17 protein-coding genes are annotated in these 17566 nt (G+C 67.4%); 8 read left to right on the forward strand and 9 right to left on the reverse strand.

Annotated elements, in window-relative coordinates; genetic code table 11:
- The first annotated feature begins 52 nt into the window (after positions 1-52).
- The 4 genes from JOE30_RS15455 (at position 53) to JOE30_RS15470 (ending at position 5376) form a co-directional block, all read left to right on the forward strand.
- Positions 53-1030, forward strand: a complete 978-nt coding sequence (locus JOE30_RS15455; protein WP_204867686.1) for a proteasome assembly chaperone family protein — start codon at positions 53-55, stop codon at positions 1028-1030.
- 109 nt (positions 1031-1139) lie between these two features.
- A complete protein-coding gene (locus tag JOE30_RS15460) occupies positions 1140-2177 on the forward strand; it encodes an alpha/beta fold hydrolase (RefSeq protein ID WP_204867688.1) in 1038 nt (345 codons plus the stop codon).
- Between the two features lie 9 nt (positions 2178-2186).
- Complete coding sequence (locus tag JOE30_RS15465; RefSeq protein WP_204867689.1) at positions 2187-4685, forward strand: RNA helicase; 2499 nt, start codon at positions 2187-2189, stop codon at positions 4683-4685.
- 10 nt (positions 4686-4695) lie between these two features.
- Complete coding sequence (locus JOE30_RS15470; protein ID WP_204867690.1) at positions 4696-5376, forward strand: PhzF family phenazine biosynthesis protein; 681 nt, start codon at positions 4696-4698, stop codon at positions 5374-5376.
- Here the strand turns inward: JOE30_RS15470 and JOE30_RS15475 are convergent.
- Positions 5373-6071, reverse strand: coding sequence for a hypothetical protein (locus tag JOE30_RS15475; protein ID WP_204867691.1), 699 nt, complete (start codon positions 6069-6071; stop codon positions 5373-5375). The genes JOE30_RS15470 and JOE30_RS15475 overlap by 4 nt on opposite strands.
- Before the next feature lie 37 nt (positions 6072-6108).
- Between JOE30_RS15475 and JOE30_RS15480 the strand changes: the two genes are divergently transcribed.
- Positions 6109-6300: a hypothetical protein gene (locus tag JOE30_RS15480; RefSeq protein WP_037185345.1), complete on the forward strand. Its 192-nt coding sequence runs from the start codon at positions 6109-6111 to the stop codon at positions 6298-6300.
- Here the strand turns inward: JOE30_RS15480 and JOE30_RS15485 are convergent.
- A complete protein-coding gene (locus JOE30_RS15485; RefSeq protein WP_204867692.1) occupies positions 6297-7169 on the reverse strand; it encodes an SDR family NAD(P)-dependent oxidoreductase in 873 nt (290 codons plus the stop codon). The genes JOE30_RS15480 and JOE30_RS15485 overlap by 4 nt on opposite strands.
- A complete protein-coding gene (locus JOE30_RS15490; protein ID WP_204867693.1) occupies positions 7166-7747 on the reverse strand; it encodes a dihydrofolate reductase family protein in 582 nt (193 codons plus the stop codon). Before JOE30_RS15490 ends, JOE30_RS15485 begins: the two co-directional genes overlap by 4 nt.
- Before the next feature lie 204 nt (positions 7748-7951).
- On the opposite strand from JOE30_RS15490, the gene zapE reads away from it, so the two are divergent.
- Positions 7952-8947, forward strand: a complete 996-nt coding sequence (zapE, locus tag JOE30_RS15495) for a cell division protein ZapE (RefSeq protein ID WP_204867694.1) — start codon at positions 7952-7954, stop codon at positions 8945-8947.
- A 75-nt stretch (positions 8948-9022) separates the two neighbouring features.
- Here the strand turns inward: zapE and JOE30_RS15500 are convergent, their stop codons facing one another.
- From JOE30_RS15500 to JOE30_RS15515, 4 genes are read right to left on the reverse strand one after another with little or no spacing between them, the layout of a single operon-like run.
- A complete protein-coding gene (locus JOE30_RS15500) occupies positions 9023-9364 on the reverse strand; it encodes a hypothetical protein (RefSeq protein WP_204867696.1) in 342 nt (113 codons plus the stop codon).
- Positions 9365-9369: 5 nt separating this feature from the next.
- Positions 9370-10575: an aspartate aminotransferase family protein gene (locus JOE30_RS15505; protein WP_204870439.1), complete on the reverse strand. Its 1206-nt coding sequence runs from the start codon at positions 10573-10575 to the stop codon at positions 9370-9372.
- A gap of 57 nt (positions 10576-10632) precedes the next feature.
- Complete coding sequence (locus JOE30_RS15510; RefSeq protein ID WP_204867698.1) at positions 10633-11289, reverse strand: Pr6Pr family membrane protein; 657 nt, start codon at positions 11287-11289, stop codon at positions 10633-10635.
- Positions 11290-11337: 48 nt separating this feature from the next.
- The gene (locus tag JOE30_RS15515) at positions 11338-11604 is read right to left on the reverse strand and encodes a helix-turn-helix transcriptional regulator (RefSeq protein ID WP_204867700.1); all 267 of its coding nucleotides are present in this window, start codon (positions 11602-11604) and stop codon (positions 11338-11340) included.
- Positions 11605-11683: 79 nt separating this feature from the next.
- Here JOE30_RS15515 and map point away from each other — a divergent pair, with 79 nt between their 5' ends.
- Together map and hrpA are read left to right on the forward strand one after the other, a co-directional pair.
- Entirely contained in the window at positions 11684-12451 is a 768-nt protein-coding gene (map, locus tag JOE30_RS15520) for a type I methionyl aminopeptidase (RefSeq protein WP_204867701.1), read from the forward strand.
- 20 nt (positions 12452-12471) lie between these two features.
- Positions 12472-16398 (forward strand): ATP-dependent RNA helicase HrpA, encoded by a 3927-nt coding sequence (gene hrpA / locus JOE30_RS15525; protein WP_204867704.1) that lies wholly within the window; start codon positions 12472-12474, stop codon positions 16396-16398.
- A 1-nt stretch (position 16399) separates the two neighbouring features.
- Here the strand turns inward: hrpA and nrdR are convergent, their stop codons facing one another.
- Together nrdR and JOE30_RS15535 are read right to left on the reverse strand one after the other, a co-directional pair.
- Complete coding sequence (gene nrdR / locus JOE30_RS15530) at positions 16400-16897, reverse strand: transcriptional regulator NrdR (RefSeq protein ID WP_204867705.1); 498 nt, start codon at positions 16895-16897, stop codon at positions 16400-16402.
- Between the two features lie 112 nt (positions 16898-17009).
- Entirely contained in the window at positions 17010-17426 is a 417-nt protein-coding gene (locus JOE30_RS15535) for a hypothetical protein (protein ID WP_204867706.1), read from the reverse strand.
- Positions 17427-17566 lie beyond the last annotated feature (140 nt).

Consider the following 17566-nt stretch of genomic DNA (forward strand, 5'->3'; position numbering starts at 1 on the left):
CGCACAGTGGTGACCCGGCAGGACACGCACGGCGACGAGGAAGGACACCGGCATGGACGAGAAGTCGAGAATGTACGAGCTGGAGTTTCCAGCGCCCCGAGTGTCGTCCGAGGACGGTGTGGGCCCAGTGCTGGTCCACGGCCTCGAAGGTTTCTCCGACGCAGGTCACGCGGTCAAGCTGGCCACCACGCATCTGCGCGAGACCCTCGAGACCGAACTGGTGGCGTCCTTCGACGTCGACGAGCTTCTCGACTACCGCTCGCGTCGCCCGATGATGACGTTCTCCGCCGACCATTTCTCCGACTACGACGAGCCACACCTCAACCTCTACGCGGTGCAGGACGCCGTGGGTACTCCGTTCCTGCTGTTGGCGGGTCTCGAGCCCGACCTGAAGTGGGAGAAGTTCACCACCGCGGTGCGTCTGCTGTCGGAGCAACTGGGAGTGCGCCGCACCATCGGCTTGAACTCCATTCCGATGGCGGTGCCGCACACCCGGCCGCTGGGCGTCACCGCCCACTCCAGCGACACCGACCTGGTGGGTGAGCACCACAAGTGGTCGGGTGAGCTGCAGGTGCCGGCCAGCGCCTCGTCCCTGCTCGAGTACCGCATGGCTCAGCACGGCCACGAGTCGATGGGCTTCTCGGTGCACGTGCCGCACTACCTGGCACAGACGGCGTACCCGAGTGCGGCGGAGACGCTGCTCGAGCTGGTCGCCGAATCGTCGAAGCTGACCATCCCGTTGAACGCACTGACGGAATCGGCGGCACGGGTACGCGAGCAGGTCGACCAGCACGTCGAGGGCAACCCCGAGGTCCAGTCCGTGGTCCAGGCACTCGAGCGTCAGTACGACACCTTCGTCACGGCACAGGAGCAGCAGTCGACGCTCCTCGCCGCGGACGAGGAATTGCCCAGTGGTGACGAGCTGGGCGCCGAGTTCGAGAAGTTCCTCGCGGAGCAGACCGAGTTCGTCGAGGACGAGCCGTCACCCGAGACGCACGAGGGTCCCGAAGACGGAACCGACCGCTCCTGACGTAGATAGTTCTTACTCAGCCGTAACCCGAGGGCTGTGTGAACGGTGAGGATCCCGGTTTAGGCTCGGTCGGCGACACACACGGTGCCGCCGATCGAGAGGGGCCGGGATGTCCGACACACGCCGCCGCGCCCTGCGTCCGGTTCCCGATGCGGAACCGCGGCTGCACTTCCGCACGGTGCACGGTTATCGACGTGCCTTCCGGATGGCGGGAGAAGGGCCGGTACTGCTGCTGATCCACGGCATCGGTGACAGCTCTGAGACCTGGCTGGACGTTCTCCCCCATCTCGCGTCGAAGTACACCGTCATCGCGCCGGACCTGCTCGGGCACGGACTGAGCGACAAGCCTCGTGCCGACTACTCGGTGGCCGCGTACGCGAACGGCATCCGCGATCTGCTCGTCACCCTGAACATCGATGCGGTGTCCGTGGTGGGCCACTCGCTCGGCGGCGGTGTGGCCATGCAATTCGCGTACCAGTACCCGGACATGGTGGAGCGCCTCGTCCTCGTCTCGGCGGGCGGTGTCACCAAGGACGTCCACCCGGCACTGCGACTCATGTCCACGCCCATCGTCAACGAGGCGTTCAAACTGCTGCGCCTGCCCGGAGCCATGCGCCTGCTGCGCATGGCGGGCGCTGCGATCGACCAGTTGGACGGCACTCCCCTGCATCCGGGAGCCGTCCTGCACGACACGCCCGATCTGGTCCGCGTCCTCGGCAACCTTCTCGACTCCACCGCCTACGACGCCTACCTGCGCACGCTGCGGGCCGTCGTCGACTGGCGCGGGCAGGTGGTCACCATGCTCGACCGGTGTTACCTGACCGAGAACCTGCCCGTGCAACTCATCTGGGGTGATCAGGACACGGTCATCCCCATTGCCCACGCGACGCTCGCTCACGCCGCGATGCCCGGCTCCCGCCTCGACGTCTTCGCCGGCGCCGGCCACTTCCCGTACCGCGACGATCCGATGCGATTCCTCGAGGTCCTGGAGAACTTCCTCGGTACGACGATGCCGCTGAAGTTCGACGAACAGCGGTGGCGGCAGATGCTCGTCTCCGGTGTCGGCGAGGACGCCATCACCGGCAGTGCGACGACGAGGCAGGCGGTCCTGGGTGCCATGGGGTCGGACGAGAGGTCGGCTACGTAACCTGTAGTGATGCTGCTGACCGAGATGGTTCCTGACTCCGCGTCGGCCGACGATCTGTACGACGCGTTCACCACCTGGGTCTCCGACCGTGGACTCGAGCTGTATCCGCTGCAGGACGAGGCGGTCATCGAGCTGGTCTCCGGCAACAACGTGGTGCTCGCCACCCCCACCGGGTCGGGAAAGTCGATGGTGGCCATCGCCGCTCACTTCGCCGCCTACGCGGCCGGCATCCGATCGTTCTACACGGCGCCGATCAAAGCGCTCGTCAGCGAGAAGTTCTTCGCACTGTGCGAGATCTTCGGCGCGGACAAGGTCGGCATGGTCACGGGCGACGCCTCGGTCAACGCATCGGCACCCATCATCTGTGCGACAGCGGAGATCGTCGCCAACATGGCACTGCGGGAAGGACCGGACTCGTCCATCGGCCAGGTGATCATGGACGAGTTCCACTACTACTCCGAGCCCGATCGCGGCTGGGCGTGGCAGGTGCCGCTCATCGAACTTCCCCACGCCCAGTTCCTGTTGATGTCCGCCACTCTCGGCGACGTCTCCTTCTTCCGCGACGACCTGACCCGCCGGACCGGACGGGTCACCACCGTCGTCGAGGGCTCCGAACGCCCTGTGCCGCTGATGTTCTCCTATCGGCTCACACCCGTCGTCGAGACCATCGAGGAACTCGTCTCCACGCACCTCGCACCCGTCTACGTCGTGCACTTCACTCAGGCCTCCGCACTCGAACGCGCTCAGGCACTCACCTCGATCACCGTCGCCTCCAAGGAGACCCGTGCAGCCATCGCCGAGGCCATCGGCGGTTTCCGGTTCACCACCGGCTTCGGTAAGACGTTGTCCCGCTTGGTCCGTCACGGTATCGGCGTGCACCATGCGGGCATGCTGCCGCGCTACCGACGGCTCGTCGAGAAGCTCGCCCAGGAGGGTCTGCTCGCCGTCATCTGCGGAACGGACACTCTGGGCGTCGGGATCAACGTGCCCATCCGCACCGTGCTGCTCACCGGACTGACGAAGTACGACGGTGTCCGCACGCGCCAGTTGCGCGCCCGCGAGTTCCATCAGATCGCCGGTCGCGCAGGCAGAGCCGGGTACGACACCCTCGGCACCGTCATGGTGCAGGCACCCGAACACGAGGTGGAGAACGCCCGGTTGGTGGCCAAGGCGGGCGACGACCCCAAGAAACTCAAACGCATTCAGCGCAAGAAGGCACCCGACGGCTTCGTCTCCTGGGGCAAGCCGAGCTTCGAACGACTCGTGGCGGCGAGCCCGGAGCCGCTGACCTCGAAGTTCTCGGTGAACAACTCGATGCTGCTCAACGTCATCGCCCGCCCCGGCAGTTGCTTCGACGCGATGCGGCATCTGCTCGAGGACAACCACGAGACCAGGGCGAACCAACGGCGGCACATTCTCCAGGCGGTGCGGTTGTACCGCGGTCTACGCGACGCCGGCATCGTCGAGCAGCTTCCCGAGCCGGACGAGGACGGGCGCACCGCACGGCTCACCGTCGACCTGCAGCGCGATTTCGCTCTCAATCAGCCGCTGTCGCCGTTCGCCCTCGCATCGTTCGAGTTGCTCGACCAGGAGTCGCCGTCCTACGCCCTCGACGTCGTGTCCGTCATCGAGGCAACCCTGGACGACCCGCGCCAGATCCTGATGGCCCAGCAGCACGCGGCACGCGGAGAGGCGGTCGCGCAGATGAAGGCGGACGGCCTCGAGTACGAAGAGCGTATGGAGCTGCTCGAGGAGGTCACGTGGCCCAAGCCGCTGGCCGATCTTCTGGGCCCCGCCTTCGAGATCTACCGCGGTGGGCACCCGTGGCTGTCCGAGTTCGGCCTCTCCCCCAAGTCCGTGGTGCGCGACATGATCGAGAAGTCGATGACGTTCACGGAGCTGATCTCGCACTACGGTCTGTCCCGCTCGGAGGGGTCGGTGCTGCGGTACCTCGCCGACGCCTATCGCGCTCTGCGACAGACGGTTCCGCCCGAGGCACGGACCGAAGACGTGCAGGACATCACCGAGTGGCTCGGCGAGACCGTGCGCCAGGTCGACTCCAGCCTTCTCGACGAGTGGGAGAACCTCACCGACCCGACGTTCGAGGAAGACGGCACCCCCGTCGTCGCCTACGGAGCCGACACACCGAAACCCATCTCCGCGAACCCCCGAGCGTTCCGAATCATGGTGCGCAACGCCCTGTTCCGACGCGTCGAGCTGGCGTCCCGTCGGCGCTGGGACCTTCTCGAGGAGTTGGGCGACGAGGTCGACTGGCAGGACGAGCTCGAGCCCTACTTCGAGGAGTACGGCGAGATCGGCATGACGCCCGCCGCCCGCGGACCGCACCTGTTCTCGTTCGTCCAGACGCGCGAGGAGACCACTGCGCGTCAGGTTCTCGACGATCCGGACGGCGACCACGGCTGGTCGCTGGACGCGACCGTGGACGTCGAGGAGTCCGACGCCCTCGCCGAGGTCGTGTTCGACGACATCACCGTCACCGCAGGCTGAGAGGAAGACCATGCCATTCGACGTCCATGTCGTGCGGGTGTTCACCGACGACCAGGGTCGGTGGGGCAACCCCCTCGGCATCGTCGATGCCACCGCCGTCGCCCCGTCCGATCGCCAGTCCGTGGCGCACGAGTTGCAGTACAGCGAGACGGTGTTCGTCGATGTTCCCACCGGCCCTGTCGACTCCACCGCTCTCCGCATCCACACGCCCGCGGTCGAACTGCCGTTCGCGGGGCACCCCACCGTGGGCACGGCAGCATGGCTGGCCGACCGCGGCACGCCCGTGGAGACGTTGCTCGTCCCAGCGGGCGAGGTTGCCGTCCGAGTCGCCGACGGCGTCACCTACGTCCGGGCCCGGCCGGCGTGGGCGCCGCAGTTCGAGTTCCATCGGGTCTCTTCACCTGCCGATGTCCTCGACGTGGACCCGTCCGACTTCACCGAGGGTCACCACTACGTCTGGGCGTGGGTGGACGAAGACCGAGGTGCGATCCGTTCCCGCATGTTCGCACCCGACATGGGCGTCCCCGAGGACGAAGCCACGGGCGCGGCCGCCGTCCGCGTCACCGAACTGCTCGGTCGCGACCTGGGCATCGTGCAGGGCCGAGGCTCGGTGCTGTCGACCACGCTGTCCGACGACGGGTGGGTGGAGCTCGGCGGGCGCGTGGTGGTGGACGAGTCGCGGACCCTCTAGTCGAGCACGACCGCGATCTCCCGCCCCAGCTCGACACCCTCCGCCAACGGCAGGTGATCACCGCTCCAGAACCTGCCGGGGTCGTACCAGTTGGCTCGTCGGCGCGGCGGCTTCAGGCCCACCTTGTCGAACGGTTTCAGCGGCTCGGGTGACTCGCGCGGGTGGAGCAGACCCATGGCCTCGTAGGTCAGCGCGACCACCTCGGCGCAGTACGCCGTCTCGAGACGGACACTGTCCTCCTCCGACCGGCGCAGCGACGGCAGACGGCCGGCGAACCACCGACCGGCGAGTCGAGCCGTCGTGGGAAATGCCGTCCCGTCGAGGCGGGCGATCGTGCGCATCAGCTCGTCCTCCTGCGCGCGGGTGATCGGCGTCTGCAGCTGACGGAACCAGCACCGCTGGTCGTATCGCTCACCCCAGTGGCGGACGGCATCGTGGAGATCGTGCAGCTGCACGCCGCGCTGATGCCGCCCGGTCCACATGTCGGGCAACGACTGGCCCAACTCGGCATGCCACATCAAGGGCGGAAGATCGTCGAGGACCACGGCCATTCCCACGTGATTGACCGGGCTGTTCGTCAGCGTCTGGATCGCACGATCCGCCGCCGACCGGCCACGGAAGATCCAGAGATCGCCTGTCCGCGTGGTCTCCACGGCGGTGGCGAGGTTGACTGAGGACACTCCGTCGACGCTCATCGACGACGAGCCTAGTTCGTGGCGCTAGCCTTCATGAATGGCTGCACGATCCCGAAAGATCTCCGTGCGTGGTCTGCTGAAGGTCGCAGGTCTCGCCGGCGCCGTCGGCGTGGCAGCGTCCGGCGTCCTCGTCGCCCGCAACGAGCGTCAGCGTCGCCAGTACGAACCGGACGAGGTGCGCGAGCGGTTGCACCAGCGGCTGGCCGTCGCCACGTCCACGAAGCGCTAGCGTTCGATCGTCACCTCGTAGTCGATCGGAGTGGTGATCGAGCGAGCGAGCGCAGTCGTGGGAAAACGCTCGTCGCGCCGATAGTCCCCCAGTCGGCGCGTGAGCGCCTCGGCAACCTGTCCGGGCGCGTCATCGCCCACCAGCAGTCGCAGCCTGTCGTCGCTCGGGCTGCGGACATGGTCGACGATCGCCGCCGCAGCATCCGCGGGCGCCGTCCCACCGCCCGTCCCCTCCCGCGGCCACGGCACGGCGGGAGCGCCGAACACCGCGGTCCGCAGATCGTCGTAGTCGGGAGACGGAGCGCTGAATCGCATGCTTCCCGTGCCCCACTGGGTGTCGACCGCACCGAGCTCCGCAAGGGTCACGCGTATCCCGAAATCCTTCACCTCTGCTGCCATTGCCTCACTGAAGGCTTCGAGCGCCCACTTCGACGCGGCGTACAGGCCGAGGGTGGGCATCGTACCGACGGCTCCGACGGTCGAGATCTGCACGATGTGGCCGGACCGCCGAGGCCGCATGACCTCGACGGCCGCCTGACTGAGCCAGAGCGCACCGAAGAAGTTCGTGTCGACGATGTCGCGGGCCTCCTGCTCCGTCGTCTCCTCGATGGCACCCACCGCCCCGTGACCCGCGTTGTCGACCAGTACGTCGAGGCGGCCGAACTTCTCGACGACGGAGCAGACGACCGCCCGCGCCGCGCCGCGATCGCGCACGTCCAGGTGATCGACGACGAGTCGCTCGTGAGCGGGAAAGTCTGCCTCGCCCCTCACGGTCGCGATCACGGTGTCCCCCACGTGGAGCACACGGTCCACCAGCGCACGACCGAGCCCTCGACTCGCACCGGTGATCAACCACACCCGGCCGCTCATGATCCGCCCCCTGCTCGACGGGTGTATTCGGCGATGACGACGCCGGAGTCGAAAGCCCGCAGTCGGGTGCGCTCGAACGACCGATCCGCATAGGACGCGCCGCCGAACAGTGGCACTCCGTCGCCGAGCACCACGGGATTGATCTTCAGGATCAGCCGGTCGACGGAATCGATCAGCGTTCCCGCGAGATCGCCGCCACCCGCCAACCAGATCCCCGCGCCGTCCTCCTCGCGAAGCTCGCGGACGGTGGCGACGGGATCCGCGGTGACCGTCACGTCCGGCGACTCCGACTGCCGGTGCCGGGTCGCCACGAACTGCCGCAGATGCGGGTACGGGCTGACGATGCCCGCGTCCAGAGCCGCCGCATATGTCGTCCAGCCCATGATCACCGTATCGAACAGTGTTCCGCTGGAACGGATCCCGAGTGCGTTCTGAACGTGACCGGGAAGAGTGTCGGCGTACTCGTCGACGAGCACGTCCATGTGATCGCCCTCGTCGAGAAACGCACCCCACGTGCCGTCGGGTGCTGCAATGCGCCCGTCCAAGCTCGTGGCGACGTAGTAGGTCAGTTCTCGCATGGGCGAACCCCTCTCGGTCGGACCTTGCACGGTAAGTGCTCGACCAGCGAGCGCGCGACCCCATTTTCGTGGTGGCTGCACATGGGGCGCACCTGACGCCACACGATCGCGGCACATTCTGCGGATCGGCAGAAATCGTGACGATCGTGTCGGCGTGGCACAGGACACGTATCGCGCGCCGCCCGGGTTTCGTACCGTCGAACGATGTGGCGACGACGCGTTCGCGGTTCTCTCGTACCCGAAGGAACGCTGGCCGCAGCCGCGGCGACGCAGGGGCTTGTTCTCGACACGTCTCAGCTCGAGGCCGCAGCCGGCCTCGAAACCATGGCCGGCCGGGGGGTGTACCTCTGGGGTCCGCCCGGTCGGGGCAAGAGCTGGCTGATGGACACATTCCTCGCGCAGGCACGCACCGGCCGGACGACGAGGACGCACTTTCACCGGTTCTTCGCCGACCTGCATACCGAGTTGAACCTGCGCGCTCACGACCTCGACATCGCGCTCGATCACATGCTCGGTGATGCGGAACTGGTGTGCTTCGACGAGTTCCACGTCCATGACCCGGCGGACGGCATCTTCGTCGACCGACTGCTCGACGCGTTGTTCCGGCGGCCCGTCACCGTGATAATGACGTCCAACTACCCTCCCGGACAGCTACTTCCGAACCCCTTGTTCCACAGCATGTTCGAGCCCACTATCCACCGCATCGAGCAGGCACTGGCGATCGTGCACGTCGACGGCCCGATCGACTATCGCACCCTGGACCTCGACACACCGCGCAGCGGGTTCGCCGCGGGACGGTGGATGACGGGAAGCCGATTTCCCGATCGACGAGAACCGGGTGACGCAGAGGCGGTCTCACTCTCGATCGGGTTACGTACGGTCGTCGCCCGAGCTGTGCGTCCGGACCTGGTGTGGTTCACCTTCGACGCTCTGTGCGAGCGACCCACCGCGCCGTCCGACTTCCTCCACCTCGCGGACCGATTTCCTCGGTGGGTCATCAGCGGGGTGCCAGGTCCCGACCGCCTCGGACGAGACGCCGCCCATCGATTCGGCAGTCTCGTCGACGTGCTCCACGACGCGTCGATACGCACTGATTTTCTCGCAGAGGCTCCGCTCGGACAGTTCCTCCGGAGCCGGCATCTTCCGGTCGATGTCGAACGTATGGCGAGTCGTCTGGGCCAGCTGCAGACAACTCCATGATCAGTCCGTCCCGCGGATCGAATCGGTTCCCGCTGATGCTGCAGCATCCACCATTCCCGATGACGTCCGCGGGAACTACGGCGACTCCGCCAACTCCGGCCCCGCGGGGAAGTCGAGCACGTATTCCTCGCCCACGTCCCCCACAGCATCGGACGCGGCGGTGGTCACGACGATGCGGTGGTCGTCCAGAGATCGGATGCGCACCGTGCGCCCCTCGAACCAAAACCTGTTCATGAGGAACCGGAGGCCGCGGCGCTCCAGTGCCTCTTCCGCATCGGGCCACTCGGACACCGCCGGCAGGGGTCGGCCCAGTCGATCGATGGGGATCAGGTTCGGAGTCGCCGTCTGCATGTCGATCCACCCGATCACCTCGCCGTCCTCACGGGCGTGCGGGATCCAGTGATCGGGAACTGCCACGACGCTCAGCTCGCCGTGGCGTCCAGCGCCCGTGCCATGGACGCTGCCATCTGTTCGACCTGCTCGTCGGTCATGACGAACGCCGGCGAGAACTGGATCGCGCCGTTGCCGGCCGCTCGCGCGGAGACACCTTCGCGGCGCAGAGTCTTGACGAACGGCATCGCGTAGGACGGATCGGCGAACTGCACCGCGGCGACGACACCCATCCCACTGCGGACCTCGCTGACCAGGTCGTGCGAGGCCAGGGGCGAGAGATGCCGGTGCAGCGTGGCTTCGAGACGCGACGCGTGCGTCAGCAGGTCCTCGTTCTCGATGATGTCGAGGTTGGCCATGGCCGCGGCAGCGGCGCCGGCATGCCCGCCGTACGTGTAGCCGTGGCGCCACCAGGCGCCGCCCTCGTAGAACGGCTCGGCGACACGCGGGGCGACGAAGACCGCGCCCATCGGCACGTAGCCCGACGTCAGACCCTTTGCGGTGCACATCATGTCGGGCTCCAGACCCAGCTTCGACGACGCGAACCACGCTCCGCCGATACGACCGAATCCGGTCACCACCTCGTCGGCCACGAACAGGATGTCGTGGTCGCGGCAGATCTGACGCACCTCGTGCAGGTAGCCCTCGGGCGGCAGGTAGACCCCGCCGGCACCGATGATCGGCTCGGCGAAGAACGCGGCGATGGTGTCCGCGCCCTCCTTCTCGATCAGCTCGAGCAGCGCCTTGCCCTCGTCCCACGCGACCGTCCGCGCATCCGTCATCAGCTCGCCGTAGTTCTCACGGTTCAGCGGGAGCCCGGACAGTGCGGTGCCGGCGACGTGCATGCCGTGGTATGCCTTCTGGCGGCCGACGACGACGGTCTTGCCTGGCTTGCCCATCTGGTGCCAGTAACGCCGGGCCAGCTTGGCAGCGGTGTCGATGGAGTCGGAGCCGCCCGAGGTGAAGAAGATCTTGCTGTCCGCGACGGGCGCGATCGCTGCGAGGCGATCGGCGAGTTCCAGCGTCACGTCGGGAACGACGTCGCCGAACGTCGAGTAGTGCGCGAGCGTGGACAGCTGCCGCGCCACGGCGTCTGCGATGGCGGTGCGGCCGTGGCCCACGTTCGTGAACCACAGACCTGCGGTGCCGTCGAGGTACTCGGTGCCGGCCGTGTCCCAGATGCGCGCACCCTCACCTCGGGCGACGACGAATCGGCCGCCGGACTCGACGGTGTGCATGTCGGCGAAGCCGTGCCAGAACGCGGAGGACGTGTGCTGGGGAGTGGTCACGAGAGGTCAGCCTAGGCCACTCGCGGCGTGCTTCCGCGACCGGCGGGACGCCGCCAGCTCCCCCACTCTGTCGACCGCCAGGGCGATGAGCAGGAACGCCGCGACCAGGACGGCGAGCCCGATCGCGAGGGGGCCGTACCCCCGCTCCCGAGGGTCCAGGAACGGGTATGGATACCAGTCGACGACGGGGCCGCGGATCAGGCTGTAGACGCCGTAGACCACGGGGAACGCCAACCACACCAGCGGTGCGAACTCACTGTTCCGACGCCGTGGTGGGTCGAGAACCCAATCGAGAACGATGAGGACGGGCACGATGCGGTGCAGCACCGAGTTGGTCCACGCGTCCTGGATCTGCACGTCCACGTTCGACAGCAGCACCGCGTACACGATCCCGGTGATCACCATGTAGGTCGTGGCCGCCCCGCGGACCTTGTCGAAGGTCTCGGAACGGGGATCGACGACCCCGCCGACCAGGAAGACCACCACGGCCGACACGTTGCTCAGCACGGTGAAGTAGCTGAAGAAGTTGGCGAGCGAGAACCCGGCGACATCCGAGGACCGAACGGGTATCCAGATCAACGCGGCCAGTCCGAGCAGCGCGGCGACGACACGGAATACGCGTAGCGCGACCGGGGTGTCGACGCGATCGTCCGGCGAGGTCATGGAGCGATCTTCACACGAGCGCGGCCCGTGGCGCCGAGCAACGAAGCACTAGATCGCGACGCGATGCTCCCGGTCGCCCTGCCATGCGTCCACCGCCTCGGAGACCGGCAGTCCCAGTGCCGCACAGATCTGCAGCACGGTCCCGAAGCTAGGGCTCGCGATCCGCCCCACCTCGATCTTGCGGAGCGTCTCAGGTGAGATGCGGGCGTCGCGGGCGACGATCTCGGGGTCTCGTCCCGCTCGTGCGGCGCGCAGGACGGCGCCGAGGCGACGACCGGCCTCGACCTGCTCGGGACTCAGGGGAATACGGACCACAAGGTCAGCATAGCGGTATTCCTGTACCGGTCTGCTACCGTTCGTTGGTATTGAAATACCGACAGGAAGCGATGGACGGATGATCGAGCTCAAGGGCCCTGCCGAGATCGACAAGATGGCGGTGACCGGCGCGTTCGTTGCCGAGACACTGACGACGCTGTCGGAGCAGGCGCAGCCCGGCGTGAACCTGATGGATCTCGAACATCACTGCCGTGACCTCGTCGCCACCCGCGGCGCAGTGTCCTGCTACTGGGACTACGCCCCCGAGTTCGGCAGCGGACCGTTTCGCAACGTCATCTGCCTGTCGGTCAACGACCGTGTGCTGCACGGCCTTCCGTTCGATCACACGCTTGCGGCAGGTCACGTCCTCAGTCTGGACTTCGCGGTGTCCATCGACGGATGGGTCGCCGACTCGGCGCTCACCGTCGTCGTCGGCGACGACCCCGATCCCGCAGATGTCGAATTGATCGAGAGCACTCGGCGCGCCCTGGACGCCGGTATCGCCGCGGCAGTCGTCGGTGGCCGACTCGGCGACATCTCAGCGGCGATCGAGAGTGTCGCGCGGGAGACCGGAAAGCAGGTCAACACCGATTTCGGTGGTCACGGCCTGGGCCGGACGATGCACGAGGACCCGCACGTGGCCAACGCCGGTCGTGCGGGATCGGGATTGACACTCCGGGCCGGCATGACCCTCGCCTTGGAACCCTGGTGGTCCCGCGGGACGGCGAAGCTGGTCATGGACCCGGACGGATGGACCCTCCGGTCGGCCGACGGCTCCATGACCGCCCATTCCGAGCACACCATCGCGATCACGGACGACGGGCCACGCATCCTGACGCAGCGATGACGGATAAACTGGCGTGAGCCATGTCGACATCTGCTCCCCCGTCCTCCGGACACACCCGCCGCGACCTCACGGCCCGCCTGTCCGACCTCACCTTCCGTGACGCGCACAGGCTGCGCCGCCGGCTGGATCGCAGCCGCAAGCCCGCCGAACTCGAGTCGATCGCTGCCGACATCGGCCGGGCCGAAGCGACGATCGCGTCGCGTCGAGCCTCCGTTCCCACGATCACGTACCCCGAGGCACTGCCGGTGTCCGCCCGCAAGGACGACATCGCAGCCGCCATCGCGGAGAACCAGGTCGTCATCGTCGCGGGCGAGACCGGCTCGGGCAAGACGACACAGATTCCCAAGATCTGCCTCGAGCTCGGTCGCGGCGTCCAGGGTGTCATCGGACACACACAGCCCCGGCGGCTGGCGGCCCGAACGGTGGCGGAACGTATCGCCGACGAACTCGGGCAGGAGATCGGCGATGCCGTCGGTTACACGGTGCGCTTCACCGACCACTCCAGCGACAACACCCTCGTCAAGCTGATGACGGACGGCATCCTGCTCGCCGAGATCCAGCGGGACAGGCTGCTGCGTCGGTACGACACGATCATCATCGACGAGGCGCACGAGCGCAGCCTCAACATCGACTTCATCCTCGGTTACCTCGCGCGCCTCCTGCCGCAGCGTCCCGATCTGAAGGTCATCGTCACCTCGGCCACCATCGACCCCGGCCGCTTCGCGCACCACTTCGCGGTGAACGGCGTCGACGCGCCGATCGTCGAGGTCTCGGGCCGTACGTTCCCCGTCGAGGTCCGGTATCGGCCGCTCACGGTCGAGAACGGCGAGCAGACCATCGAACTCGACCCTGTCGACGCCACGTGCGACGCCGTCGAGGAACTGCTCACCGAACCCGAGGGCGACGTGCTGGTGTTCCTGTCGGGCGAACGGGAAATCCGCGACACCGCCGACGCACTGAAGGATCGCCGACTGCGCAACGTCGAGATCCTCCCGCTCTACGCCCGGCTGTCCGCAGCCGAGCAGCACCGCGTCTTCACCGGCCACACCGGTCGACGAGTCGTGTTGTCCACCAACGTCGCCGAGACGTCACTCACCGTGCCGGGTATCCGCTACGTCGTCGACCCGGGGACGGCACGCATCTCGCGGTACTCGCTGCGTACCAAGGTGCAGCGTCTGCCGATCGAACCGATCTCGCAGGCCTCGGCCCGTCAGCGCGCCGGCCGATGCGGTCGCGTCGCGGACGGCATCTGCATCCGGCTGTACTCGGAGGAGGACTTCGACGCCCGCCCCGAGTACACCGACCCAGAGATCCTGCGCACGAATCTCGCATCCGTCATCCTGCAGATGGCCTCGCTGGGTCTCGGGCGTATCGACGCATTCCCGTTCGTCGAGGCACCCGACCCGCGCAGCATCCGTGACGGCCTGGGACTGCTCGACGAGCTCGGAGCGCTCGAGTCGCAGGGCGAGGACGGGCCTGTGCTCACCCCGCTCGGCAAGGAACTCGCCGGACTGCCGGTCGATCCACGCATGGCGCGCATGCTCGTGGAGGCCAATCGCAACGGATGCCTGCGGGAAGTTCTCGTCATCGTCTCGGCGCTCTCGATCCAGGACGTGCGCGAGCGGCCCGCCGAGCACCAGCAGGCCGCCGACGAGATGCACAAGCGCTTCGTCGTGGAAGGTTCGGACTTTCTCGCACTCTGGCAACTGTGGACGTATCTGGGAGACCAGCGACGAGAGCTGTCCTCCAACCAGTTCCGACGCATGTGCCGATCGGAGTTCCTGCACTATCTGCGCATTCGCGAATGGCAGGACCTGCACGGACAGCTGCGCCAGATCACTCGCGGCCTGGGCTGGACCATGCCTGATGCGGGCGACTCCTCGGAGCCGAACCATGCCGTGATCCACCAGGCACTACTGCCGGGTCTGCTGTCGCACATCGGTCTTCGTGAGGGCGACAAGAAGGATTTCCTCGGAGCACGTGGGTCCACCTTCGCCGTCTTCCCCGGTTCGAGCCTGTTCCGTAAGCCCCCGCGCTGGATCATGGCGGCCGAGCTCGTGGAGACCAGCCGCCTGTGGGCCCGGATGGGTGCACGCATCGAACCCGAGTGGGCCGAGAAGCTGGCACCACACCTGATCAAACGCCAGTACTCGGAACCGCACTGGTCGACGAAGCGCGAAGTGGCGATGGCCTACGAGCGCGTCACGCTGTACGGGATTCCGCTCGCGGCTCGCCGCCCGGTCACGTTCAGCTCGATCGATCCCGAGATCTCGCGGGATCTGTTCATCCGCCACGCTCTCGTCCAGGGCGAGTGGCGTACGCACCACCGCTTCTTCCACGCGAACCAGGAGATGCGCAGCGACGCCGAGGAACTGGAGTCGCGCGCCCGCCGACGCGACATCGTCGTCGACGACGACACCCTCTTCGCCTTCTACGACGAGCGCGTACCCGCGACCGTGGTGTCGGCCCGTCACTTCGACCGGTGGTGGAAGAAGACGTCCCGCACGACGCCGGACCTGCTGGACTTCGACCGCGCCACCGTCGTCAACCCGGACGCGGCCGCTGTCGTCGAGGGCGACTACCCCGACGCCTGGCGTCAGGGCGAGGCGCAATTCCCCCTTACGTACCAGTTCGAGCCGGGTAAGGAGGACGACGGCGTCACCATCACCATTCCCATCGCCCTCCTCCCCCGCGTCGCCGACGTCGGATTCGACTGGCTCGTCCCGGGGATGCGCGTCGAATTGGTGACGGCCCTGATCAAGACTCTGCCAAAGGAATTGCGCCGCAACGTCGTCCCGGCACCCGACCATGCAGTGGCCGCCGTCGCGGCGATGCGTCCGAGGACGGAACCGCTGCTGGTAGCACTGTCACGCGAGCTCACCCGCATGGGCGCCGTGCCGATCGCACCGTCGGATTTCGACCCGTCCGCGCTGCCCCGCCACCTGAAGATGACGTTCGTGGTGGTCGATGATCGCGGCCGTCGACTGGACAAGGACACGTCCCTCTCCGCGTTGCGCACCCGACTCGGCGCCGCCGCGGCCGCTGCGGTCGGCGTCGCGGCCAAGGACTCGGAGAAGGGCCCGGTGACACGGTGGACGTCGGAGACCATCGGCACACTCGAGCCCACCGTCACCCGAACTGTCAACTCGCAGAAGGTGACCGGGTATCCCGCTCTGGTTCCGGAGAAGGGCGGGGTCGCCGTTCGTATCCTGGGCACCGCCGCCGAGCAGCGAGCAGCGATGCGCGAAGGCACTCGCCGCCTGCTGCTCGACGCCATTCCGTTGTCGACCAAGAATCTACTCACCGGGCGCTCCCCGGCACAACGACTCGCGCTGGGGCAGAATCCGCACGGGAGCATCGAGGCGTTCGTCGAGGACTGCCGCACCCTTGCGGCCGACGAGCTCATGATGAAGCACGGCGGACCGGTGTCCACGCCCGAGGCGTATGCGGCGCTGGAGAAGGCGGTTCGGGGCGAGCTCGCCGGCCGGACGGCCGCGGTGCTGCGCATGGCGGAACCGTCTCTCGGTGCCGCGACGAGGGTCCGCCTCGCGCTCGACGACGCGACGGGTGACGCCGCGGACGACGTGCGCCAGCAGCTGGACGGGCTGATCTTCCCCGGGTACGTCTTCGAGACCGGCGAAGCGCACCTGCCTCAACTTCCGCGCTACCTCGAGGCAGCCGAGCGCCGACTACGCGCGTTTCCGTCCAGCGCTCGCCGCGACGCGGCCGGGATGGACGTGCTGGACCGCGTGTACGCGGACTACGACGCCCTGCTCGGGTCGGTACCGGACTCGGTGGGACGCAGCGACGCCGTGCGGGAGATTGCCTGGATGATCGAGGAGCTGCGGGTGAATCTGTTCGCTCAGACCCTCGGGACGCTCTACCCGGTGAGCGAGAAGCGAGTGCGCAAGGCCATCGACGACGTCCGACGTGCGGTGCGGCGCTGACTCACCGCTGAGCTGCGGGCTCCGCGTCCTCGGCGGGGGCGGCATCGTGCTCGGCGCGGTGTCGACGAAGGTCTTCGATCTCGCGCTCGAAGTCGTCCGCACTGCTGAACGAGCGGTAGACGGACGCGAATCGGAGGTAGGCCACCTCGTCGAGATCGCGCAGTGGCCCGAGGATGGCGAGACCGACCTCGTTGCTGGGAATCTCGGCCGACCCGGAAGCCCGCACCGTGTCCTCGACCTGCTGGGCGAGGAGGACGAGCGCGTCGTTGTCGACCTGGCGGCCCTGGCAGGCTCGTCGGACTCCCTTGACCACCTTCTCGCGGCTGAACGGCTCACTGACGCCACTGCGCTTCACGACGGAGAGAACCGCTGTCTCCACCGTGGTGAACCGTCGACCGCATTCGGGGCAGGAACGACGCCGCCGGATCGCCTGGCCCTCTTCCGCTTCACGCGAATCGACGACGCGTGAGTCGGGGTGGCGGCAGAACGGGCAGTGCATCGGACAGAGACCCCTCGATGGCTCGGGCATTTCCCGAGCGCCACGGCAGCTCTCGGTGTGTCCAGCGTACCGGGACGGCCTACCGCGGCCCCGGGGGCGTGTCCGGCCGGTGTCAGCGTCCGGAGACGACGCCCATCTCCGCCTGCTGCGAGATGGACGGCTGCGCCGGAACGTCGGCGGAGCGCATGTTCGCCAGTCCCACCAGCCCTAGAGCGGACACCGCTGTGATCAGCGCCACAGCGACGGACGTCGCGAATCCGTGTCCCCGACGAGTGCGGTGTTCGACCTGAGAGACACCGTTCGAGCGGCGACGGTAGTCGACGGTGCCGGCGTCGGGGCGGCGGGAATCGCGCGGAGCGGGGCTCCGGCGAACCGTGGTGCGCTCGCGCACGTCGGTCATCGTCGACCCGGTCGCGCGGTCGGCCACGCCCCAGTAGGAGTCGTCGTCGCAGGTCCAGCGCGTACGGACAGAGGCGTGCGGGTCGATGGAACGTGCGGTGCCGACAGTCAGCAGGTCACTTCGAGTCATTGCAACCACTCCTCGTGGATAGCCGGTGGCCGTCCGCGTCGCCGATGCACCGAGGTGTTCGAACAACACATTCGCCCACGCGTTCGAATGAACGCATGTTCGATGTATAGCAGTCCGGTCCGACAAAGTGCATCGAACAC

Source organism: Rhodococcus sp. PvP016 (genome assembly GCF_017832185.1).
GTDB lineage: Bacteria > Actinomycetota > Actinomycetes > Mycobacteriales > Mycobacteriaceae > Rhodococcoides.